A 23,557-nucleotide genomic window follows, 5' to 3' on the forward strand; every position below is an offset into this window, starting at 1 on the left:
AGTTATTCAAGGTTTTGCTACTTTGGCAAAATTACTTCACCGTCTATTCAGATGAATTGGATTGAGACGCTTGGTCTGTCTGCGTTTTCACATCTTTAGGAATTTTCGGAAAGGCAATGTCCTGCCCTGGAAAGATTTTCTTGGGATTCCGAATTTTTGGGTTGTACTCCAGGACACGTTGAACGTAGCTCGGATGAGACGATCCATAGACAACCTTGACCAATTTTTCTAGCGTATCGCCCTCTTGTACGGTAGCCACAGCATAGGGAGATTCGCGTTTGTGGTTTTTGATTTCATTCGGGTTGGTTTGGGTGGAAGAGCGAGCAAAGATTTTTTTCGAAGGAGGTAATTCCTTAGGTTTAGCCGACCCCAAAGGCTCTTCAGCCTCAGCCATCTTTTTTTTGCTCTCGACGCTTTGTAAGGGCGGAAATATAATCTTTTGCCCCGGATACATTCTTCGCACGCTTGCAATATGCCGATTGTGTTCAAGAACGAATTTAACGGTAGATGGACTCGCCGACCCATACACATCATGCAATAACTTTGCCATTGTGTCACCCTTTTCCACGATCCTGGTGACGGGTGAATATGAGGAACCCACCTCTGGCTTACTTGGACTTTCCTGCAATGTCACACGTGTTTGAGAGACAGGGACCGAAGGAGAATTATCTTGGCTAGGTGGACTCATTCGTTCTTCAGCGGCTACTGTGGGTTGTCCTGCACGCTCGCTGAGGTTTTCAGGACTCATTTGAACCGGATTGGCCTCACTGACATTTTCGGATGGTGGATTTGCCTCATCCTGTACCACCGGAGTTCCCTCTACCATATTATTACCTTCAGCCGTCGCAATCCCTTCTTCCTGAATTAAGAGCTCGGGGAGCTCTTGTTGGGCCGACTGGATAAATGGTGTTTCTGTTTCATCCTGACCAAGACTCGCTCCATTTTCCGGACTGTCTGCTGCAGCCTTCATTAGAACCTGTTCCTGCGTGGAGAGATCGAAGTGTTCTTGTTGAAGGGGAAGGATTTCAGGCGATGCGGTCTCTGAGGTTGAGGGTACTTCTCGCTCATCTGAAACTGGAGGTGCCTCAATTTGGAAGTTATCCTGTGGAATCCCGGCAAGCAGGAGGTCTTCCTGGTTGTCAGAGTTGGTAGGTGTGTTGCCATGGGTTTGAGTCATGGTTGATTCGGAATTCGAGCTGACCCGGTTTCGTAATTTCTCAAAGACTTCAGATACTGATTGCGTTACGAACGTCTGTGCTCTTTCGGTCAAAGTCGGACCCGATTGAGTAGGGGATGGGGTATATTCTTCTACACTGAGGAGATCTTGATCAGATGCGAGGTCTTGTTTTGGATTTTCCTTATCTGTAACCGGTTGTCCAATCCTATTTGAAGGTATATCCGAAAATTTTGATTCAGTCAGGGGCAGGAGCGCGACCAGTCCAAGGACAAGGATGAGAGCCAAGCCAATCAGGGGGACTAATTTCCAGAGGGAGTGGGCGGGTCGGCCGGTCAGATCACCGATCACCTCTTTAGCAATTTTGGCTGTCACCAAGGCTGTGTTATATCCAAAGGCGGTGACCAGGGCATTATCACAGAGAATATTCAGGCGCCGGGGAATCCCCTTGGCTTCCTGCACAATTAGGACTAAGGCCGAGTTTGTAAAAATCTTTTTCCCTTCTCCGCCGGCCTTGTCCAACCGATGCCGGATATATTCAAAACTTTCCGGCCTGGAGAGGGGCTGAATGATGGCTCGCACGGCGATACGTTGACGTAGCTGTCGGAGTTCATATTGATCGAGAAGGCCATCTAATTCAGGTTGACCCAACAGCACAATTTGAATGAGTTTGTCTTTTGGGGTTTCTAAATTTGACAACATCCGCAGATGCTCTAAGGTATCCACCGGCATATTTTGCGCTTCGTCAATCAAGAGCACCACGGTCCGGCCTTCTCGATATTTTTCTATGAGGACGAAATGCAGTTGTTCCAATACTTCTGCATCGTCCCCCTCAATGGGTGTCTGTCCCAGCTCCCGCAGCAGGGTCTTGAGTAAATTGGTAAATGACAGGTTGGGATTGAGGAGATACACCGTTTCCTGATTGGCCTGATGATTTTGATTCAGAAACGATCGGAGAATCGTTGTTTTTCCAAGACCAACTTGGCCGGTGACGGCAATAAATCCTTTTTTTTCCTTTATTCCATAGATCAGGGAACCCAATGCCTGTTTGTGGCCGGGGCTGAGATACAAAAAATCCGGATCCGGAGTGGTGTTAAATGGTTTGGTCCGTAACCCGAAAAAATTAAAATACATCGTGTATTCCTACTTATGGGTTTCTGAGCATCGCTCGCTTAAAAGTGGAAACCAAAATTTATGCACCTTTCCTGTCTTTCGGTTACCTGCCCCCCTGGTTCATATTTATTCAACAAGGTCACACAGGTGACAGGTACGATAATTCAGGAAAGGGAACAACAACTTTTTTTGTTGCTCTCGTTCTAAATGACCTTAAGGGGAACATCGTCGATTGTTGTACAGTCGTTTTGATTCCCTCAGTCCACAATCAACCCGATGTCCACAAGGCTTTCCAAAATGAGTTAAGACACTGCACTTGGGGGAAAGAACGAAGATTCGAGCTTCGCATGCACAGCACTTAAGGATGAAAGAATTTTGAGAGGTTTAGTCTATCAAGATACGCCATTTGGGTAAAAAGGTATGATAATGAGGATGAAAAAACATTAAGAATATGTACTGTATAAATATTTACCGATTATAACGAAAAATATCAATATATAGCTAGTGATTTCCTAAAAGGAGACCACTCTAATTTTCATAACCAAGGCACCTTCTCTTCAGGGAAGAATCGTTCCCCCGAAGGACCTTAGGTTGGCAGGCCATGGGGGGTCGCTCCTGTGAAAATCCGGGCGACCAAGGCTGCATGGTTTATCAGTCTCTCCATCGCTTGATTGGAGTGTTCATTTTTTCCCATTCATTTTCATAAAGGGTTATCTATATGGTAGCGTTCATTTCACCGATTCCAGGCCCTGGGTAAATGTATTATGGTCACTCTGCTCCCCTCGGGAGCTTTTAGGGTTGACGGTCAAGGGTTTTTGATAGGTTTCCTTCCATTGAAAAGCTGAAATAATGGGAAGCACATTTTTATAGCAGTCGGGTTTTGATCCTGGTTTAGGATAAGGATGTGGTGTGTCTACATGCCAAAATTCAGCAGTAAGAACCTTCAAGCCGTTTCTCGACTCACGTAAAAATCTCAGATCTGGTCATGGGGTCCATAGGGATTCGACCGGATAAAATGTTTTCCCTGAAATTGAACCCGATGGAAAATCCGAACGCCTCCAATGCCAAGTCTGAAGAAACTTTGCCGGGCAGGACCACCGATTCGGCCATGGCTCCCGTCGGACCTGAGGCAAAGGAATGTGAGAGCGTAGGATTCGAGGAACGTATTCTCCTCGGAGTCTTAGCGCACGCTGGAGAAGCCCTGGTTGTTTGCGATACCTCGGGAAACATCATTCGCGCCAGTCCTGCAGTCAATCGTTACTATCACCTTCAATGCTTGAATCGCCCATTTGATGAAATTTTTCATCTATCCCTTCCAACCGGGAGGAAGCAGCCTTCCGCTGCATCTTCAGCAAATCTGAGCAGTAAGTACCTCTCACGAATTCTGGGGTGTGAATCATTGCGCAACGAAGCCGTCTGCCTGACAACAGAGGATGGAACGTTTGCCGATGTCCTGTTCAGTGCCCACCCGCTACAAGATGAACACCAGAGAGTGATCGGCGCCATTATGACGTTTGGCGACAGCGGGCCACTTCCCCATAGCGAGTATATTCTCAAACGCCATACCGACGTGCTGGAAAATATTATTGCCGGCAACCCCCTTTCCATTATATTAGAAAAGCTTTGCCTGGAAATTGAACAATATTTTCAGACCGGTGTACGGGCTTCTATCCTTCTGCTGGAGGATGGATGTCGGCTGTGTCATGCTGCGTCCCCCTCTCTACCCGAGAGCTACAGTCAAGCAATAAATGGTGTGGAAATCGGTCCGGAGGTTGGGTCTTGTGGTGCAGCAGCCTATCTCAAAGAGCCTGTGTATGTGGCAAACATTTTCGAGCATCCGAATTGGGTGCATTTTAAGGAATTAGCCGGGAGATATGGGATACAGGCTTGCTGGTCTACGCCGATTCTCGCGAGTGATGGGGATGTCCTAGGCACCTTTGCCTTATATGCTCCTGTTCCACGGGTACCCTCCACCGAAGAAAAAGAGTATGTGGAATTTCTTGCGCATTCGGCCTCTATTGCCATTGAAAAAGTGCAGGCTCAGGAACGGCTTCTGCAGCAAAAACATGCGCTGGAGGTGGTGAATCGAATCGGCAGTTCGTTGGCAGCCGAATTGAATTTAGAAAAATTGGTTCAATCCGTCACGGATGCGTGTCGTGAGTTGACGGGAGCGGAATTCGGGGCGTTTTTTTATAATATGGTGAATGAAAAGGGAGAGTCTTATGCCTTATATACCATCTCCGGTGTTCCGCGCGAAGCCTTTGATGGCTTTCCCATGCCGAGAAATACACCTATTTTCGCTCCGACATTTTCTGGGGATGAGGTGGTTCGAATCGCCGACGTGACGGCAGACCCTCGATATGGACAAATGCCTCCTCATCACGGAATGCCCCCCGGGCATCTTCCCGTCAAGAGTTATCTGGCGGTCCCGGTCGTATCCCGCTCCGGAGAAGTCCTGGGGGGATTATTTTTCGGTCATTCACAACCCAACAGGTTTACCCACACTGGTGAAGCCATTGTCATAGGTATTGCCTCGCAGGCCGCCATTGCCATTGATAATGCCCATTTATACCAATCCGCTCAGATAGAAATTGAACAGCGAAAACACGTTTCGGAAAATCTGAGACGTTTGGCCTCAATTGTGGAATCATCTCAGGATGCCATTTATAGTCTCAATAGGGCCGGGATAATCACCAGTTGGAACCATGGGGCGGAAAAGATGTATGGGTATGCTACCTCCGAAATGGTGGATCAGTCTTTCTCCATTCTCCTTCCCCCGGAATCACGACAGGACGCTTTTTCAGACTTGGCCCTTCTTTTGAACGAAACCGGGGCGACGCTTCAGGAATCCTTCCGAATGAAAAATGAGGGTGTGGTGTTTCCTGTATCCCTGACGACTTCTCCAATTCTGGACGTGGATGGAAATCTGATTGGCCACTCCTTGATTGAACGGGATATTTCCGAGCAAAAACGAATTGGAGAAGCCCTTCGAACGAGTGAAAGCCGCCACCAGGCGATATGGGAAAATTCTCCAACGGCCAAATTTGTGAAAGATTTGGATGGGAAATATCAACTGATTAATAAACGGATTGAAACCATTTTCCAAATGCCTCGGGAAGCCATTTTAGGAAAGACGGATTATGAATTGATGAACCCGGCTGATGCCCGACGCCTACGTGCGAATGACCAGGAGATTCTCGACTCTCGAACCCCGCAAGAATTTGAAGAGCAGATCGAACTCCCGGATGGGGTGCATACGTATCTGTCCATGAAATTTCCTTTATACGATGCCCAAGGAATTCCCAACGCGATATGTGGCATCGCAACCGATATTACCGCGAGAAAACAGGCAGAGCAGGCCCTGCAGGAATTGAATGATTCCTTGGAGCAACGGGTGTCTGATCGGACTCGTGATCTGTTGGTCTATCAGGATAATTTACGAGCCATGACCTCCGAGTTGGTGGTCACGGAACAACGGGAACGGCGACGCTTGTCCACCGAACTGCATGATTACCTGGCGCAATTGCTTGTGGTCTGCCGGATGAAACTGGCTCAGGCCGTCAATGAGTGGAGCATGCCTGCCTTAAAGACCAATCTGGAGGAAATCGATCAAATCCTTTCCGACTCCCTTTCCTATACACGCACGTTGATTGCCGAGCTGAGTCCCAGCATTCTGTATGAACTCGGGCTCGTTCCGGCCCTGACATGGTTGGGTCAGCAGATGGAGCGCCATGACTTGCGTGTGCAGGTACAGCATGGAGACCAGGCCATAGAGCTTTCGGAGGATCAGGCTATTTTTGTGTTTCAGGCCGTTCGCGAATTGCTCTTTAATATCATTAAACACTCTGGAGTGAGCGAAGCCCTCGTGTCCCTCAAGAGGACCGCATCTCAGGAACTTCACGTAAAGGTGGAGGATGCGGGGAAAGGGTTTCACCCATCGCCGATATCAACAGATTATTCCAAACCTGGAAGATTCGGACTGTTTAGTATTCGAGAACGAACGGAAGCGCTGGGCGGGCATTTTTACATCGAATCCGCACCAGGGAAGGGAACTCAGGCTACCCTCGTGGTTCCGCTTCAGCCGGTCTCCCCAACGGTTGCGTCGAACTCAGATTCCAAAGGAATTCCGAAATCTCTCGTTCCAATCGCGCAGGGTGGTTCAAGGAAAAAAGTTGTTCGAATTCTTCTGGTCGATGATCATGCCATGATTCGTGAAGGAATCCGAACCCTGTTGGAACACCATGAAGATTTTCTCATCGTGGGAGAAGCAAAAAATGGAGAAGAAGCGATAGCGGTAGCCCAACTGGTCCTTCCCGATGTGGTGATCATGGATGTCAACATGCTAAAAATCAATGGCATCGAGGCGACAAAGTGGCTTACCCAGGAACATCCTTCAATCAGGGTCATCGGATTATCGGTTCATGAGGACAAACAGATCGAAAAAATGCTGCTCGAAGCCGGGGCCGCCATGTATGTGACCAAAGGGAGTGTTGCCAGCCAACTAGTTGAGGCCATCCGACAGGTCGTGAATCAAATTTCCTAAGCCCTTTCCTATCGTGCCTTCCGAGAAATATTAGAGACGGGTTTCATGAAGGCAAAGCCTGTTAGAAAAATGCCGAATTGATCCTTGGATAATGTTCTCTCCTATTTTCGGGATCTCATAGATGAGCCACCGGCTGCGACCTGGTAAAAAGTTAGGCCCCATTTCATCATTTTCTGGACGACAACATTCAAGGCAATCACGGTACGCTTTTGAGCCAAATGGATTCGAAATTCTATGCGCGTATTCTGTTTTCCCGACATCACAAGAATTGGACGATCGCTCCCTGGAGTCTTAGGATGGTCACTGTGTATGGTCCTGATCGGACAGTCCTGGTGTTATGGGCAGGAAAATGGGGGCGAACCTACTTCCTCCCGTCCGTGGATCATGGGGCAGGCCAGCTTTTTTTCCGAGGCGATTGCGACGGATCGCCCGACATTCAGCCTGAGCCCGGCAACGATCACTCCAGGACGCATTCAAATCGAAACGGGATATACCTTTTCTCTTGAAAAGGCATCTCCCGATGTCAAAACGCATAACTTCCCTGAGACCCTTGTCCGTATTGGATTGACCGAGACTGTGGAATTCCGGGTGGAATGGCCAACCCTGACTTACATTGACAATGGCCGTGATGTAAATGGGTTTAATGATCTTGGCCTGGGATTTAAAGTGCAGGTCTGGCAGCAAAAAGGGTTCAGGCCACGGTTGAGTTTCGTCGGCCGACTGTCCATTCCCACGGGAGATAAGGATTTCTCCTCGGATCGGGTCGACCCGCTATTCCGGACGATTTTGACGTATGGGTTGGATGAACAAGTGGGGATATTCGGGACGGTGAATGTCGGCAGTCCTACTTCTCAGGGAACGCGGTTTGTGCAAGTCTCTTCGTCTCTCGGGCTCAGCGCCATCCTTCGTGATCGCTTAACCGGATTTGTGGAATATTTCGGATTGTATCCCAGGGATGTGGCGAGTGGGAGCGCAAATTTTCTTCAAACGGGTGTGCTCTATCAACTGACATACAATCTTCAACTGGATGCACGCGTGGGAGGCGGACTGACTCATGGAAGTGATGATTTCCTGACGGGGGCAGGAATCTCGTGGAGATTTTAGCCTTATTGGAAAGGAAGGCGGAGCGCGTCGTTCGTTCACCTGACATGAGGGTTGAGCGGGGGGACGGAAGAGACCTCTATTCCCTTCGGAAGAGAAGATCTAAAATTTTTGCGGTCTCAATGACGAGTTGATCCTGGTTGAGTTTGAAGGCCTCCACCAGCTCCAGGCGGGAATGGGCCTCTGAATAATCCGGTCGCAAGCCAATGGCCTGGCGAAGAGCGTCGATGGCCTGGGTGGGTTGACCTTGTGCCATGTAGGTCAGACCTAAATCGGAAAAGGCTTCCGCATCGGCGGGATTCAGTCTTGTCGCTGTGCTGAATGCCTGCTGAGCCTCGTGAAATTTTTGTTGTGCCAACCGGGACCGTCCCAGCCAGTATTCGGTCTGACTATTCCCGCTCTCTAATTGTGCGGCTCTATCAAGGGCTACTTCGGCCTGTTTCCATTCGTGTTGATCAAGATAGACGGCTCCCAGACCTTGAAACGCCCCGGCGAGATCGGGATCAAGTTGAATCGTGGCCCGATATTCCTCAATGGCGCCGTTCGGGTCTCCCTGTTGGGTGAGTATTTCCGCCAATTTGAGATGAGTCGCGGGAGAATTGACCTGGAATGCGGGTTCCGCCCGGAGCAATTCACGCCTCCTCCGAAGACCGGCTTCGACACATTCGTTCGTGACCGGTGCGTGGGCGGTGCAGGTCTCTGAAGGTGGTGAGGATTCAGGAACAATTTGGAGGACTTCAGGCCGAAGAGAAGGAGGTGGGCTCATGATCCATCCCACCAGAAAAAGGAGGAGGATGGATTGGTAGCAGCTGGACGCCCGAAAGAGGCAACATGGATGCATGTTCAAAATCATGAGGAAATGAAAGGCAAAGGTATTGTGACACTGAGACGGAAGGTATCAAATGAGGAAAAATTGAGCTGATTGGTCGACAAATGAGCCCTCCTTCGGTCTATTCTGTCCATTCTTCTCTGTTCCTATTAATTGATAGGATAGTCTCCAAACTAAAACGTGACGCATGTAGAGGATTGCCTCCCGCCAAAACACACCTGAGATGAGGCAGAGAATTGATGTGGCTGTTAGGACATCGTCCACCAACCGTTGTGGTCTGAATTTCTCAGACTGTCGTCAGGTTGTAGGCTTTTTTAGGGCATTGTGTTAAATTTCGACGTCAATCTTTCCCAGCTCAGGAAATTGTAAAATATGCCCCGGAAAAAATCATCAAATAAAATCGTCCATTCAGAATTTCCAAAAGCGCCCACCGGCATTCAAGGCCTGGATGACATCACGGCAGGCGGGCTTCCCAGGGGACGAACCACGTTGGTTTGCGGAAGCCCGGGCTGTGGAAAAACACTATTAGGCATGGAGTTCCTGGTTCGCGGGGCCCTCCACATGGACGAACCCGGTGTGATGTTGGCGTTCGAGGAAACGGCAGAGGAATTGACCCAAAATGTCAGGTCCATGGGGTTTGATCTGGACCAATTGATCAAAGATAAGAAATTGATTTTGGATACGATCCCCATTGAAGCCACCGAATTCGAGGAAAGCGGAGAGTATGATCTCGAAGGATTGTTTGTGCGACTGGGTGAGTCTATTGACGCTATCGGCGCCAAACGTATTGTGTTGGACACCATCGAGGTCTTGTTCGGCGGGTTATCCAATCAAGGTATTATCCGCTCCGAGTTGCGGCGTTTGTTTCAGTGGCTGAAAGACAAAAATATGACCTCCATTGTCACCGGCGAACGGGGAGAGGGGTCCCTCACCCGTCAGGGACTTGAGGAATATGTGTCAGACTGTGTGATTCTGCTGGATCATCGAGTGAATGAACAGATGTCCACGCGCCGGCTGCGGGTGGTCAAATACCGGGGAAGTATGCATGGAACCAATGAATTCCCCTTTCTCATCGGACAACATGGATTGTCCGTGTTGCCCATCACGTCTTTACAACTCGAACATACCGTTTCCAAAGAAAAAATCTCGACCGGAGTTCCGCCATTGGATGAGATGTTCGGGGGGGAAGGGGTGTTCTGTGGATCGACGGTTTTGGTGACAGGAGGAGTCGGGACCGGCAAAACGAGTCTGGTCGCGCATTTTGCTGAAGCCGCCTGTCGCCGTGGGGAGCATGTTTTGTATTTTGCCTTTGAGGAGTCGAGTCCTCAGATCATTCGGAACATGAAATCCATCGGACTTAATCTGGAAAAATGGGTGCAAAAAGGATTGCTGCACATTGAAGCGTCACGTCCGACCTTATACGGATTGGAATCCCATCTTGTGAATTTCTACAATGCCGTGAATACCCATCACCCGAGTCTCGTGATCATGGACCCGATCAACGATTTTCTTTCCATCGGGTCAACCCGGGAGATCAAGTCCTTATTTTTGAGAATGGTGGATTTCCTCAAGTCTCATCAGATAACGTTGATTTGCACAGGCCTCGTCTCTCATGCGGATTTCGTTCAGGAGACGGAGATCGGAGTGTCCTCCCTCGCCGATACCTGGATACTTCTGTCAAATCTGGAATTCGAAGGCGAACACCATCGCCAATTGTATATTCTCAAATCCCGTGGCATGGCTCATTCTAATCAGGTTCGGAAATATACGATGAGTCATCGGGGGTTTTCATTTTAGATAGAGGTCGCTGTGGCCGCCGCCGAAACCAGGACGGAATCGCTTCAACCATTCTTAAATGAAAAAATCGTCAAGGACCATAACACCGGGATGTCACACAATGTCAGATGACTCTTGAAGGGTCTTCCAACCATGAACAAAGTGTCTCAGAGGCCTAAGCGGCAATCTCCCAAAAATTCTCCCTACCACTTAACACTCTATGTCGCGGGCTATTCGCCCAAATCGCGACTGGCCATGAGTAATCTCAAGCAATTGTGTGACACTCGTCTTTCCTCGAAGTATACGGTGGAAATTGTCGATCTTCTCCGGGAGCCCCACAGGGCCAGATTGGACCAGATTGTGGCCATTCCGACATTGGTCAAAAAATTACCGCCTCCCTTAAAAAAGATTATTGGAGATTTATCGAACACAGAAAAAGTGTTGGTAGGGCTCGATCTGTATGATGAGTCAGGTGATGTGATTCTTTCAAGCTCAATGGAGCCGGCATCATGAGCGCGCGCAGGACATCAATCACCGGAAAGAACGTTCCTGCCGAGACAGATGCCGGTATTCGGCTTCGGCTGTATGTAACCGGCGCGACCAGCCTATCGCTTCGGGCTATGGCTAATATCAAATCCATTTGCGGGGACTATCTCAAAGACCTGAATCCTGATTTACAAATCATCGATTTGTATCGCAATCCCTCTTCCGCCCGTGCCAACCAAATATTCGCCGCTCCGACGCTCATCAAAGAATTTCCTCTTCCCAGTTGCAGAATCATCGGGGATCTTTCAAAAAAGGACCGTGTGCTGAATTCTCTGGGATTGACTCCGTCTCCTCCTCTGCCCTCTTAAGGATAAACGGAATTTATCCATGGCTTCCAAGCATAAACCGTCTCCAGCCAAATACGTTCCTCCCAGTCAGGAGGAAATGCTACAGCAGCGGTTGAAGGAAGCGGAGGACACGCTCCAGGCAATCCGGGAAGGAGGGGTGGATGCCCTCATCGTCGAGACGGGTGAGGGAGATCAAGTCTTTACCCTTAAGAGCGCCGACTATCCGTATCGACTCATCATCGATAATATGATCCAAGGGGCGGTCATTTTTGATGATGCCGGGATTATTTTTTATGCGAATGCCACATTTGCCAGAATGGTCAATCACTCTCATCAGGAGCTGTTCGGCTATTCGCTCGACTCATTTATTGATGAAGAAGATCTGGAGTTTTTTAGAACTCTGTCTTCTTCCCATTCCCACCCAGCCGGGGGAACAGGGACTATTCGATTGGTGGCCCAAGATCATCATGATTTGGCCGTTTTTGTCGGTCTGGTTTCCCTGAAGATTGATAACCAGTATTTACATTGTGCGATTTTGACCGACCTGACGGAACAGAAGAAATATGATCGGGCCCTGGTGGAGGAAAAATTTTCCAGAATGATTCTGGAACAAACGGGGGAAGCGGTGGTTGTGTGTGAACCGTCCGGCCGAATTATTCGCAGTAGTCGTGCGACCGATAGACTCGTCCAGCAATCCACACTTCATACCTGGTTTCATGAAAAATTCCAATTTATGTCCTCAATCACCGGAATACCTGCCTGCGGAAGTGAACCATGGAATGCAGGGAGGAATGTGATTGAGGACGTGATTGGAGGAAGGACGCTCCATGGTTTGGAAGTGACGTTGCAAGTTGCCAACAGGACCGTGCCGTTGCTCCTCAGTGGCAGACCCCTGCTGGATGAAGACGAGAATACGATCGGGGCCATCATTACGATGGTGGATATTACCGAGCAAAAACAGGCTGAACAGGCTTTGAAGCATTTAAACGATACCCTTGAACAACGTATCGTGGATCGCACGCGTGACTTGTTGAGTTATCAAAAACATCTCCGGAAAATGACGTCGGAGCTTGTCGTGACGGAACAACGGGAACGTCGACGTCTGGCTAATGAACTTCACGATTATCTTGCCCAATTAATAGTTGTCTGCCGCATGAAACTTGCCCAACTGAATCGGGCAGGGTGGACTCCGGAATTGAAAACGAACATCGAGGACATCGATAAAATCCTGACGGATTCCCTTGAGTACACCAGGACCCTCATTGCGGAGCTCAGTCCCAGTATTTTGTATGAACTGGGGATTGTGCCTGCCCTGTTCTGGCTTGGAGGGCAATTTGAACGACATGATCTTCATGTGGATGTCCAGGAAGAAGATAAAGATATTTCACTCCCGGAAGATCATGCCATATTTGTGTTTCAGGCTGTCCGGGAACTTCTCTTTAATATCCTGAAGCATGCCGACACGAAATACGCCACGATTTCACTCAAGAAGACAGCACCTCACGAACTGCGAGTGAAGGTGGAGGATGCCGGAAGAGGGTTTCATCTCTCAAGCGAATCGCATGATTTTGCCAGGCCCGGAAAATTCGGACTTTTCAGTATCCGTGAGCGTGTCGAAGCCCTGGGGGGGGAAATTCAGATCGAGTCAAAACCGGGGGAGGGGACCTGCATCACACTTCATGTTCCTTATGATTCTCTCCCTCCATCAGAACTTTCTGATAGCCGGTCGGGTCCCTCGACCTTCATGGGATCTCAGTCTTCCATCACGACACGGGATAAGAGAATCCGAATTCTCCTCGTTGACGATCATGCCCTTGTGAGGCAAGGCATGCGGGGATTATTGGAGGTTCAACCGGATTTTCTTGTCGTGGGAGAGGCACAAAATGGCCTCGAAGCCATTGAAAGCACACGAACGCTTCACCCAGATATTATTGTGATGGACGTGAATATGCCAAAGATGAATGGCATTGAGGCGACTCGAAACATTGTGCGGGAGTTCTCCTTGATGCCTATTATCGGCCTGTCTGTCCAGGAAGATAAACACGTACAAGGACTTATGCTGGAAGCAGGAGCGACCCTGTATTTGACTAAAAATGGCATTGCCAGCCAACTCGTCGACGGCATTCGTCGTCTGGTTCTCCGTTCCTCTTAGGCTCCTAGGCGAATGCTACGCATCGGCTTCATCTGGCCGTACAAACTGCCATCATCACGAATCAGAAAATAGAAACCCCGGTTTTGGTGGTAAACAATTCGAGTGCGTATTGTCCCGCGAATGAATTGCCATTTTCGTTTAACCCGGGGGACCAGACGGCAATCGTGAGCCGGTTTGGGATCACCCCGACAATTCCACCACCCACCCCACTTTTCCCCGGCAATCCGACATTGAAGGCGAAGTCACCTGCCGCATCGTAGGTTCCGCAGGTGAGCATGAGGGCGTTCACTCTCTTTGTCTGGCTCTGGGTGAGGACCTGCTGATTGGTCCAAACACAGTGACCCTTGTTGGCGAGAAAGAGAAATCCTTTCGCCAGGTCGACACAGCTCATCGACAGTGAGCAGTGAAAGTAATAAAACTCTAACACCTCCTCCACCTCGTTCGTGAGGTTGGAAAAACTTTTGAGGAAATTGGCCATGGCCGCATTTCGAAAGCCGCTTTGTCGTTCGGAGCGGGCTACCTGGGGATCATTTTGAATGCCGGCATTATTGGCCCGTTGCCGGACATAATCGAGAAAAGCGGGTTTGGCATCTTTTAAATGAGATAAGAGGATATCGGAAATCACCAGGGCTCCAGCGTTGATAAACGGATTTCTGGGTTTGCCATGTTCATACTCGAGCTGCACAAGAGAGTTGAAAGTCGATCCGGATGGTTCGAGTCCCACTCGTGTCCAAATTTTGTCGCCTTCAAAGGTAAATCCGAGGGTCAGGGTAAACACCTTTGAAATGCTTTGAATCGAGAAGGGCTCTAAGGCCTGCCCCACCTGGAATACTTCCCCGCCAACGGTCTGTACGGCCATTCCAAACATTTGAGGGGACACCGACGCCAGTTGGGGTATGTAGGTGGCGACGGCTCCGCATGGTAACAGGGGCAGAATTTCTTGATGAATTTCATCCAATATGGCTTGATAGTTCATACAGGTTCCCTTCTTTACAGGGGGGGATGTATGGGTTTTGGGTTAAATGCCATGACACCAAGTATGGAGGGGAATTACGGGCCTTCATCCTATTCAATCATTGCAAAGAAACTGATCACGGGATCCTTGATGGATTTGGGATAGACAAACCATTTTATGAAATGGCGCACAAAGGAGACAGGGTAGCCTGGAGTGCATAGCTTTGGGGCAAAGTCATTCCAACTCGAAATAGTTGAGGAGTGTACCCCCATATGACCCAGGAACCACCGTTCCAGATTTTGGTCCGTACGAGTTTCTATGTCGTCATTGCGAAATTGACGAAAAGACAGCCTGAAGTGTCGAAGGAAATAGCCGTCAATTCCAATCGGGCTGCCCAAAGACAATCGATAGAGAACTGGGAAGTTCTCCTGTTGAGATGCCCGCACTTTATCTGCCATACGGGCGAGCCAACAGCAACTCGCTAAATTCTCTTGTGGGCGACGAAGGTTCATTATAAGTTGGGTGAAAGGACCCGCACGAAATCCCACCTCATTTCGTTGGGGAGGCATATTTTCGCAGACTATGTCATGGAGGATTTTCAAGAATTTAGCGGAATGCTGGAAAAGATGCTAGAGGTTTTTCTCATAGTTCTGGTCGTGGCCTTTTTCTCAGGGAACTTTCCCTCTTCACTGTGCCCTGTTTCCCCAAAATGCGGCGCTTTACTTTTATTAAAAAAAAGCGCATGGTAGAAAAAATCAAAAAAATCGAGGTCGTTATGGGGTAAATGGTTCTTTCTTCACCCTATCGAAAGTGATCCATACGAAGGCCTTCCGGGGATGCATATGTCCGGAAGGCCTTCTTGCTTTTATGATGCGGAAAACATGAAAAATTTTAAGGATCAACATGGAATTCTCTGAGTGACGGGTGGTCGAGAATCGGAAGGAGGTGAGTCCATGAGAAAAGAGTTTCCGGGCTGGATGATGGTGAAACTGTGGTTATTCAGCCCCCGTTTGGTAGCTTGGGGGGAAGGAATGGTCGAAGGTCTTATTTTTAGCCTCATCGCCTTGGGAATGTGGAGAGTGGTTTTAGAGTGATAGACCTGTGGTGCCGGGTTGTCCTTTCAACACATACGCTCACACGATTTCCCTTTATGAAGGAAGGTGGATTATGCGACGCGTTGATTACATAGTTGGTTCTCGTGACTTCAAAGGGCTGATTGCCGAGCAATTCATGCAAGATGCCGTGTATGCCTATCATCCTGAGGATTCAGCAGAAGCATTAGCGCAGACGATGACCGAGGAGGGGTTTGGGAGCGTACCGATTGTTGACCGGGACCAGCATTTGCTTGGGATTGTGAGCGAGTTCGATCTTCTCCATGCGATTAAGGAGGAGCGGTCTTTGGCAGGTGTCCCGGCGAGTGACTTGATGACTCCTGCCCCGGTGACCGTAAAACGGGAAACGCCGGCTATGGAGATTATTGATCGATTGGAAGGGAAACATCTGATCCGAATGCCGGTAGTCGATGAGGATGGAAAACTTCTCGGTGTTGTCGCAAGGCGGGATATCCTCTTAGGGTATCTGAACGCGACACGAAAGACAAAAATGTTTTAGAAGAGAAGTCTGAGCATATCAGTTATGCCTTAGGAATTTCGGATTTGGAATGGGACAGGATGTGGGTTAACGTCTGGCTCAGTTGATCCAGTAAGATGGGCTTGTAGAGGAATGCGGTAATCCCCTGCTCCAAAGCATTTTCCTTGTCAATCGTATGACTGAACCCCGTACAAAGGATGATTGGCATATCGGGGTGTATTTTGAGGATTTCTCGAGATAACTGGTCTCCTCCAAGTCTGGGCATCGTTTGATCGGTGATGAGACAGTCGAATTCGTGGGGTTTCATACGAAATTCTTCAAGGGCCTCCAAGGGATTAGTCCGGACCGTGACGGTATAGCCGAGGTGCTCCAGAAATTCTTTCAAGACTTCGGTAATTGATATTTCATCATCAACAATAAGCACGTGTCCACTTCCGGGACTGATGTTGGAAGGCATTGAATGAAGGGAGGAGTCGGTGGGGACCTGGTACTCGGGGATGGAAATGAGAAAGGTGGTTCCGTCCTTTTTGGAAGATTTTACCGAAATGTGTCCTCGGAGATTTTCTACAATGCCATGTACCACGGACAATCCCATTCCGGTTCCTTCTCCCACGGGTTTGGTGGTGAAGAACGGGTCGAAAATTTTTGGAAGGATATGATCGGGAATCCCAGGACCGGAATCACTGACGACGATTTGCGCATACCTTCCCGGAATCAGTATCGGTGGAAATTGAAAGTCGCCTTTTTCAATGATGATGGCATGAAGGTCGATGTTCAGGATTCCGCCATGGGGGCGAAGGGCATGTTCCGCATTTGAACAGAGGTTCATGATGATTCGTTGAATTTGAACGGGGTCGGCAAACACCATATTCATTTTGTGATGAATACCAAACTGCAGCTCAATGTTTGAGGGAAAGGTGGCCCGAAGAAGAGCAAGCGATTCTTCGATAACCGGGCCCAGATCCACCGGACGAGGATGGTGTTCGGTTTGCCGGCTGAAGGTAAGGATCTGCTGGATGAGATCCCGCCCGCGTTTCCCCGCGATTCCGATTTGCTCAAAATATTTGTATGCTGGATCGCCTTTGGGATGCTTCCATGTCCCCATTTCTGCCCACCCGAGTATCGCCATCAGGATATTATTGAAATCGTGGGCGATTCCTCCTGCCAGGGTTCCGATGGATTCCATTTTTTGTGTCTGTCTTACATGCTGTTCCAGACGTTTTTGCTCCGTGAGATCTCTCCATATGGCGGTCACGCCTGAAATCGTTCCGTCCGACTCAACATAGGGATTCAGCTTCACCTCCATGAAACGCACATTTTCTTCAGGAAAGGTCACATGCTGATGAAAGCAGACGACCCGCCCTTTTCGACAGTCATCTAAATGACTGTTGAGTTGAGATTCAAATAGTTCCGTCCCTACAAAATCCCGAATGTGACGACCGGTGATTTCCCGGGAAGGAAGATTGAAATATTCACAAAATCCATGATTCACGGCTTGCAAGCAATTCTTCTCATCTAAAAAGCAGAGAAAGTCGGAACTGGTTGACACAATTTGTTCATACCGACGGAGCGCTTTGGTTGCGTGATACCGCTGGGTGATATCCCGCGCAACGGCATAGATGGTTTTTTCCTGAAGCTGGGGAGTGGCACGCCATTCCAGCCAGAGGTAATTGCCACGGATATCACGGATGCGGTTCTGGAAATCCACCACATCCTTTTCTTCGGCGAGTTGATGGAACGCTGCCTGGGTGGATGTCCGATCATCCGGATGAGTGAAAAAGATCAATGGTTGCGATAGCAGTTCCTCCTGGGTGTACCCAAGAAGTTTTTCGAAGGCAGGATTGGTTTTTTTGAGATATCCGTCGATGCCGATGCTACACATGAGATCCAGGGAGAGGGAAAAAATGTGATCCCGTTGGATTTCTGCCTTGAATTGGCCTGTGACATCGATTGAAACACCTCCCAGTAACGGTGGACGATCATGTTGTAGAATTGGAAATTTGCAGGTTAGATACTGATGGAGGCCGTCATGGAGTGGGATGTCCTCGATTATTTCCAGAGATTGACCATGAGAAAGCACCCAGTCATCATCGTATTGAAGCTTTGCCGCCGTGTCGGGAGGTAAGACGTCGTGAACGGTTTTGCCTATCCAGTTTTTGAGATCAATATTGAACACCTGCTCAAATTCCGGATTCAGATACATCAAACGAGACTGTTCGTCTTTCATATAGGCCAAACCCGGAAGATGGGCCATGAACTGTGCAAAGCGTTCCTCGCTCGCCTGAAGGGCTTCTGACATCGTGGTGCGGTCGGTAATATCTTCTGCCAGCCGGGTGATCCGATATGGATGCCCCTCCTGATGATGAAAGATGAACCCGCGTTCATGGATCCAGCGAGTCGACCCGTCTGTTTTAATGATTCGATAAATCTCGTTATAGCCTCCGGTGCTATTCAACTTCAGATAGGCGTTCCTGATACGGTCCTGATCTTTAGGATGAAGGGCTTCAAGCCAATCCAAGGGGTTTCCGGCGAGCTGAAGAGCCGGGCGGTCCCAAATCCTTTCATAGGTCGGGCTGATATACAATAATCTTCTTGGTTCTTGAAAGTCGGTTAGCCAAAAAATCCCCTGATAGTGCTCCATGAATTGGTGAAACCGTTCCTGAGCTTCTTTGAGCGACAATTCGAGTAATTCATTTTTAATTTTCAAGCGATGATGCTGGATGACTTCCGTCACGAGCGCCGGCAATAAATCCAAGTAGTCGCTCTCGGACGCTTTGACCAAATAGTCATTCACTCCGGCTTTGAAGGCTTCAATGGCAATCTGTTCGGATCCATTGCCTGTTAAGAGAATAAACGGCGATACGCATTTCATCTGACGCAGGGTGCGAAACAGCGTGAGGCCATCCATGCCTGGGAGCTTGAAGTCGGCGATGATGATGTCAAATTCCGAAGGAGAGTGTTCCATATGGCGAATGGCTTCCTCCGCACTTTCACATTCAAGAAGGGTGTGAACATCCTTCTTAAGGGAACGGCGGATCGCGATTCGCTCATGGAAATTGTCTTCGATGAGGAGTGCTGATAATCCGGAATCCTGGACTAGGGACATGGGTTACCCGTTCGTTTAAGCTGTTAATGGCTTGGCATAGGGTTCCACGCAACTCCAGAACGTCCGTAGAGATTTTAAGAGGTTGGCGAAGTTGGCGTACCCGACCGGTTTTTTGAGGAACGCCGTACATCCGTATTCATATCCTTTGTTCCGGTCGGTCTCGAGGGTTGAATTCGTGAGAATGATGACCGGTAAAAACCGGAACTGATCGTTCGCCCGAATCGTTCTGAGAACCTGATGGCCATCCAGCTTTGGAAGTTTAAGGTCCAGAAGGATGAGGTCAGGATCAGGAAAGATGTTCGATTCCAGATATTTTCCTTGATGAAACAGGTATTCCAGACATTCTTCGCCATCTGACACGATATGCAGATGATTCCCAAAGCCGAATTGTTCCCAGGCACGTTTGGTGGCCAGGACATCGTGGGGATTATCTTCCGCCATTAAAATCGTTAAATTCCTGGTTTCATGCATCATCATAATTTTCTCCAATCGGTACCGTAAATGAAAAAATGCTGCCTTTGCCCAATTCGGACTTCACGCGGATTTCTCCGCCAAGCCTGCTCACCGCATTTTTGACAATGGCCAAGCCGATCCCGGTTCCCTCATATTCCCTGTTCGTATGCAATCGTTCAAAAACCTGGAAAATTTTATCCTGATAGGGTTCAGAGATCCCAATGCCATTGTCCTCGACGGTGAAGGTGATCACGCCATGAGGTTCCAACCTCCAATTCATGTTCAGAACTTTTGGGGAGGAGTGGTTGAATTTGACTCCATTGGCGAGGAGGTTCTGGAAAATCTGTTTCAGAAGGTGTTCATGGCCAAGGACAGTTGGCCATTCAGCTGGTTGATGGATTTCCACGTCTTTATCGAAATTCAGCAGGAAAAGCGTTTTGGCAATGATGTTCCCGACGTGACAGATCTGCGGAACAAAATCTTTGATATTTAACCGGGAGAGTTCAAGGAGATCGGAGACGAGCTCTTCCGCCTCGTATACGGCGGTGGTAATGCCGGTCAAGTACTCGCTTTGTTCGGAGGAAACCTTTGTAGACAAGTCTTCCAGCAGAAAATCCGCATAATTATGAATCGCTCTCAAGGGTGTTCGTAAATCGTGGGAAACGGCATAGTTATAGGCTTCCAGTTCCTGATTCTGGTTGGCTAGTCGTTGATTTAAGCGTTTGAGCTCAGCTTCGTGTTGTTTTCTGGCTGAAATGTCTACGACTGAACTGAGCACCATGAAGCCGTCCGGCGTGCTGATGGGGTTCAGGCCGATTTCTACGGGAAATTCACTTCCGTCTTTACGTCGGGCAAAGAGATCCCGTCCGGCTCCCATGGCCCGGGTGCTTGGGTTTTCCAGAAATGCCACGCGATGTCGGGCATGATCCTGCTGAAATCTTTTGGGAACGAGAGTGTCGATGGATTGTCCGATTAATTCATGTTGTGAATACCCAAAGAGAGTTTCAATTAATTTGTTGGCCAAGACCACGTTTCCGAGATGGTTAACAATCAACATGCCACTTGGAAAGGCATCAACAAACACGCGTAGCCGATGCTCCCTGTCTTCCAAATCATTTTTGGTCAGCTTCAAATCCTCGAGGAGAACAGACATCGTTTGGTTTTGCTCTTTGAGTTCCTTGGTCTGCAAGCCATATTTGACTTCGAGATCTTCCTTGACCGTCTGAAGGTCCTGTCGGGAAGCGATATTTTTTAAGGTCATATATCCAGTTACCAAAACGCAAAGAGTCGATAGGGAGCGATTAATAACCGCTGTTTCATATCCTAGCTTTGAAATAGAGCCCCAATAGCCGAGAAAAATAAAAAATATTGCGCCGATTATCGCGATTTTTGTGGTCCAGGGATGATTGAGGGGGAAAGTGGCCACGACAACCAGAATGTACAGACTGCCCATACCGATCCCAAGAGGGGTCAGGCAATCCACCACAAAGATCCCCAGTGCCAACCCCACAATGAGAGCCCTCTGAAGGTTTGGCTGTGGCTGTTCGGCTGTTAGGATGGGAACCCCCATGGTCAGAGATTTGAATGACATGTTATCGACTCGCTTTTTCCATTGGTCCATACAATGAATGAGTCATAACAGGAAGCCCGGGAAGATTCGATGCACGGGGGAAATTGATTTCAGGGGATCGCGTTATCCGGACTGCCGGAGCTGGATCTGATGGCAGCCTGAACCCTCCGAATTTTATCGGTGGAGGTAGTCTATGGCACAGAAATTGGACGAAACGGTTCATGCTCCGGCGCACCACATGGCCATAATGTGGAGTCCTCACGCAGGACTCGTTTTGGTCAAAAGATGAACACCAATATCCTTCGACCTTTGGTTAATGATGACTTAAGGAAATGCCGAATGCGCACCTGAGAAAAATGATTGTTCTATCAAGCCGACTTTTGAGTAGAATGTTGAATTTGCCGTTCCATTGGCAAATCCTCGATCATGATGCTCCTTCCCGTGAACATTGGGATCGAACTTGTGCCATCTCTCGACATGATAAAAATAAGGCAGGATGAATGGGAATGAAGAATAATTTAAAATAATGCGAAATAGTAACGATTTTTTTTATTATTCGCAAGGAAAATGCTTTCAATTTAAGAAGGTTAACTTCAAAAAATTTTCTTATGGAAGTTCCTTAAAACAGGAGTCGTGAACGGTGCTAAGCCCTCTGGGTTTGATCCTTCCGAAATCGGTACGGACGTGTTTACGAAGAGTGAATTGAGAGATCAACATCACTGGTCCGGGTGGGTTCTTCCAATAAATCACCCTCTGCCAAAAGGCCTGATTGTTTTTGTGGTGCCATTTCGTGGCGAAAAGGGCGAGTAGCAGCAGAGCCTGCCAGGATCGAAAGGGGATTCTCCCGGCAGGGGTTGAATTCCATAATGGTTTAACAATATTTGAACGAAGGCCGTATTGGACCAGAAACGCGTATCGCCGACGTTATGCCCCATGTCATTGCCACGATTTGAATTGTTGGTAAGAGACATTCGCTAAACCGGCCACACAGGCGATTCCGCATCCTGTGAGATCCTCCTGAAGAACCGCTTTCATGTGGATTGATCCAAAAGGCATGGAAGGATACAGTCCCCTCATCTAAAATGATGAGCGAGATAGACTTTCAGGGCGACCGCATGATTGTATTTCTCGTTCTTGGCCCCAAAAAGAATAGTCACCGGACTATATCGGGCTCGTTGCCAAAGGTCCTCAACGGCATTGATATTCTGATCAAGCTCGGTGAAATACCGTGTCTGAAATTCTTGCCATCGGGCCGGGTCATGCCTGAACCAGCTACGCAGTCTTGTTGACGGGGCAAGATCTTTTTGCCACAGATTGACGCAAGCCGCTTCTTTTGAAAGTCCACGTGGCCACAGCCGATCAATGAGAATCCGACATCCGTCATCCGGGGCAGGGGCGTCGTATACTCGTTTGATCCTGATGGTGGAGGGGGCTGCTGTTCGGGAATGGCTTGTTTCTTGAAAAGTGGTCTGCGCGGAATGGTTTGAGGGATGTCGAAAGCAATCCGTGGTATGGTCATTGACCAATCCGGCCGCTTGCATGTGTGCGTAGATCACGGTACTCCCCACAAATTTAAACCCTCGCTTCTTGAGATCTTTTGAGAGGGCCTCGCTCTGAGAAGTGGTGGCTGGAACTTGTGCCATTTCATTCCAGTAATTGATGATTGGGGCCCCTCCCACAAAGTCCCAGATGTACTGATCAAAAGATCCGAACGCTTCCTGAATTGTGAGAAACGCTTTGGCGTTTGTGATGGCCGATTCAATTTTAAGACGATTCCGAATGATCCCTGTATCTTGAAGAAGCGCCGCTTTTTTTCTGGAATCGAAGCGTGCGACCTTTTCGGGATCGAATCCGGCAAAGGCGCGACGATACCCTTCACGACGAAGGAGAATCGTAGACCAGGATAAGCCGGCCTGTGCTCCTTCCAATGTCAGCATTTCAAAGTGGCGGTGGTCTTCGTGGACAGGGATTCCCCATTCTTCATCATGATAGGGAATGAAGTGTGGTTTGGTGCCTACCCATCCGCAGCGGGTAGGCTCCTTCCCTAGGATGGTGGTTGTGCGTCCCATGTAAAATCACTGGCTTTCTGCGGAAGAACCTATTTGTGTGCCCTGGTCTTAAACCATGAAAACCTCTGTGCAAGGGGAACCAGGTGAAGGCTACGAATTCCTGAACAGGGTGTCAATGGATCTTTCGTGACTTCATTGCGCTTCAGTTCATCAGTGTGAAGGTCTCTCGTTTGTAGGGCTACGTGAAGCCATGATAAAATACGGCATGCCTTCAATTGGAGGGGGATATGAATACGTTTATGATGCAGTTCCCGCCAAAGTCCTTCCGGTTAATCCGTTGGATCATATGCCTG

Annotated in this window: 16 protein-coding genes and 1 pseudogene; 8 read left to right on the forward strand and 9 right to left on the reverse strand. The window is 48.7% G+C overall.

Features of this window, described 5'->3' with window-relative positions:
• Positions 1-43: 43 nt before the first annotated feature.
• Positions 44-2,308 (reverse strand): AAA family ATPase, encoded by a 2,265-nt coding sequence (locus ACTRXD_RS13485; RefSeq protein ID WP_442432310.1) that lies wholly within the window; start codon positions 2,306-2,308, stop codon positions 44-46.
• A gap of 1,018 nt (positions 2,309-3,326) precedes the next feature.
• On the opposite strand from ACTRXD_RS13485, the gene ACTRXD_RS13490 reads away from it, so the two are divergent.
• Positions 3,327-6,830, forward strand: coding sequence for a PAS domain S-box protein (locus ACTRXD_RS13490; RefSeq protein WP_442432311.1), 3,504 nt, complete (start codon positions 3,327-3,329; stop codon positions 6,828-6,830).
• 234 nt (positions 6,831-7,064) lie between these two features.
• Entirely contained in the window at positions 7,065-7,934 is an 870-nt protein-coding gene (locus ACTRXD_RS13495) for a transporter (RefSeq protein WP_442432312.1), read from the forward strand.
• Positions 7,935-8,010: 76 nt separating this feature from the next.
• On the opposite strand, the gene ACTRXD_RS13500 is transcribed toward ACTRXD_RS13495, so the two are convergent.
• A complete protein-coding gene (locus ACTRXD_RS13500) occupies positions 8,011-8,697 on the reverse strand; it encodes a tetratricopeptide repeat protein (protein ID WP_442432313.1) in 687 nt (228 codons plus the stop codon).
• Between the two features lie 435 nt (positions 8,698-9,132).
• On the opposite strand from ACTRXD_RS13500, the gene kaiC reads away from it, so the two are divergent.
• The 4 genes from kaiC to ACTRXD_RS13520 all read left to right on the forward strand — a co-directional run bounded on the left by kaiC (position 9,133) and on the right by ACTRXD_RS13520 (position 13,521).
• Positions 9,133-10,557, forward strand: coding sequence for a circadian clock protein KaiC (gene kaiC / locus ACTRXD_RS13505; protein WP_442432314.1), 1,425 nt, complete (start codon positions 9,133-9,135; stop codon positions 10,555-10,557).
• A 132-nt stretch (positions 10,558-10,689) separates the two neighbouring features.
• Positions 10,690-11,049 (forward strand): circadian clock KaiB family protein, encoded by a 360-nt coding sequence (locus ACTRXD_RS13510; protein ID WP_442432315.1) that lies wholly within the window; start codon positions 10,690-10,692, stop codon positions 11,047-11,049.
• A complete protein-coding gene (locus tag ACTRXD_RS13515; RefSeq protein WP_442432316.1) occupies positions 11,046-11,390 on the forward strand; it encodes a circadian clock KaiB family protein in 345 nt (114 codons plus the stop codon). The genes ACTRXD_RS13510 and ACTRXD_RS13515 overlap by 4 nt, the downstream gene beginning before the upstream one ends.
• A gap of 19 nt (positions 11,391-11,409) precedes the next feature.
• Entirely contained in the window at positions 11,410-13,521 is a 2,112-nt protein-coding gene (locus ACTRXD_RS13520; protein ID WP_442432317.1) for a response regulator, read from the forward strand.
• A gap of 61 nt (positions 13,522-13,582) precedes the next feature.
• On the opposite strand, the gene ACTRXD_RS13525 is transcribed toward ACTRXD_RS13520, so the two are convergent.
• Positions 13,583-14,497, reverse strand: a complete 915-nt coding sequence (locus ACTRXD_RS13525) for a glutaminase (RefSeq protein WP_442432318.1) — start codon at positions 14,495-14,497, stop codon at positions 13,583-13,585.
• Positions 14,498-14,586: 89 nt separating this feature from the next.
• Complete coding sequence (locus tag ACTRXD_RS13530; RefSeq protein WP_442432319.1) at positions 14,587-15,045, reverse strand: DUF5069 domain-containing protein; 459 nt, start codon at positions 15,043-15,045, stop codon at positions 14,587-14,589.
• A gap of 384 nt (positions 15,046-15,429) precedes the next feature.
• On the opposite strand from ACTRXD_RS13530, the gene ACTRXD_RS13535 reads away from it, so the two are divergent.
• On the forward strand, positions 15,430-15,570 hold the full coding sequence (locus ACTRXD_RS13535) for a hypothetical protein (RefSeq protein WP_442432320.1): 141 nt from the start codon (positions 15,430-15,432) through the stop codon (positions 15,568-15,570).
• Between the two features lie 73 nt (positions 15,571-15,643).
• Positions 15,644-16,087, forward strand: a complete 444-nt coding sequence (locus ACTRXD_RS13540) for a CBS domain-containing protein (RefSeq protein WP_442432321.1) — start codon at positions 15,644-15,646, stop codon at positions 16,085-16,087.
• 22 nt (positions 16,088-16,109) lie between these two features.
• Here ACTRXD_RS13540 and ACTRXD_RS13545 read toward each other — a convergent pair whose 3' ends face one another.
• The 5 genes and pseudogenes from ACTRXD_RS13545 to ACTRXD_RS13565 all read right to left on the reverse strand — a co-directional run.
• A complete protein-coding gene (locus ACTRXD_RS13545) occupies positions 16,110-19,172 on the reverse strand; it encodes a PAS domain S-box protein (protein ID WP_442432322.1) in 3,063 nt (1,020 codons plus the stop codon).
• A 15-nt stretch (positions 19,173-19,187) separates the two neighbouring features.
• Entirely contained in the window at positions 19,188-19,649 is a 462-nt protein-coding gene (locus tag ACTRXD_RS13550) for a response regulator (RefSeq protein WP_442432323.1), read from the reverse strand.
• Positions 19,636-21,216, reverse strand: coding sequence for a sensor histidine kinase (locus tag ACTRXD_RS13555; RefSeq protein WP_442432324.1), 1,581 nt, complete (start codon positions 21,214-21,216; stop codon positions 19,636-19,638). Before ACTRXD_RS13555 ends, ACTRXD_RS13550 begins: the two co-directional genes overlap by 14 nt.
• A 1,052-nt stretch (positions 21,217-22,268) precedes the next feature.
• Entirely contained in the window at positions 22,269-22,616 is a 348-nt protein-coding gene (locus ACTRXD_RS13560) for a DUF488 domain-containing protein (protein WP_442432389.1), read from the reverse strand.
• 69 nt (positions 22,617-22,685) lie between these two features.
• A pseudogene (locus tag ACTRXD_RS13565) lies at positions 22,686-23,264 on the reverse strand (DNA-3-methyladenine glycosylase I); the annotation flags it as partial.
• Positions 23,265-23,557 lie beyond the last annotated feature (293 nt).

Source organism: Nitrospira sp. T9, from assembly GCF_052156535.1.
Classification (GTDB): Bacteria; Nitrospirota; Nitrospiria; order Nitrospirales; family UBA8639; genus Nitrospira_E.

Excerpts from the sequence above, each read along its gene's own strand:
- ACTRXD_RS13485 (WP_442432310.1), bottom strand. The coding sequence starts at position 2,308 with ATGTATTTTAATTTTTTCGGGTTACGGACCAAACCATTTAACACCACT.
- ACTRXD_RS13490 (WP_442432311.1), top strand. The coding sequence starts at position 3,327 with ATGGAAAATCCGAACGCCTCCAATGCCAAGTCTGAAGAAACTTTGCCG.
- ACTRXD_RS13495 (WP_442432312.1), top strand. The coding sequence starts at position 7,065 with ATGCGCGTATTCTGTTTTCCCGACATCACAAGAATTGGACGATCGCTC.
- ACTRXD_RS13500 (WP_442432313.1), bottom strand. The coding sequence starts at position 8,697 with ATGAGCCCACCTCCTTCTCTTCGGCCTGAAGTCCTCCAAATTGTTCCT.
- kaiC (WP_442432314.1), top strand. The coding sequence starts at position 9,133 with ATGCCCCGGAAAAAATCATCAAATAAAATCGTCCATTCAGAATTTCCA.
- ACTRXD_RS13510 (WP_442432315.1), top strand. The coding sequence starts at position 10,690 with ATGAACAAAGTGTCTCAGAGGCCTAAGCGGCAATCTCCCAAAAATTCT.
- ACTRXD_RS13515 (WP_442432316.1), top strand. The coding sequence starts at position 11,046 with ATGAGCGCGCGCAGGACATCAATCACCGGAAAGAACGTTCCTGCCGAG.
- ACTRXD_RS13520 (WP_442432317.1), top strand. The coding sequence starts at position 11,410 with ATGGCTTCCAAGCATAAACCGTCTCCAGCCAAATACGTTCCTCCCAGT.
- ACTRXD_RS13525 (WP_442432318.1), bottom strand. The coding sequence starts at position 14,497 with ATGAACTATCAAGCCATATTGGATGAAATTCATCAAGAAATTCTGCCC.
- ACTRXD_RS13530 (WP_442432319.1), bottom strand. The coding sequence starts at position 15,045 with ATGCCTCCCCAACGAAATGAGGTGGGATTTCGTGCGGGTCCTTTCACC.
- ACTRXD_RS13535 (WP_442432320.1), top strand. The coding sequence starts at position 15,430 with ATGAGAAAAGAGTTTCCGGGCTGGATGATGGTGAAACTGTGGTTATTC.
- ACTRXD_RS13540 (WP_442432321.1), top strand. The coding sequence starts at position 15,644 with ATGCGACGCGTTGATTACATAGTTGGTTCTCGTGACTTCAAAGGGCTG.
- ACTRXD_RS13545 (WP_442432322.1), bottom strand. The coding sequence starts at position 19,172 with ATGTCCCTAGTCCAGGATTCCGGATTATCAGCACTCCTCATCGAAGAC.
- ACTRXD_RS13550 (WP_442432323.1), bottom strand. The coding sequence starts at position 19,649 with ATGATGATGCATGAAACCAGGAATTTAACGATTTTAATGGCGGAAGAT.
- ACTRXD_RS13555 (WP_442432324.1), bottom strand. The coding sequence starts at position 21,216 with ATGTCATTCAAATCTCTGACCATGGGGGTTCCCATCCTAACAGCCGAA.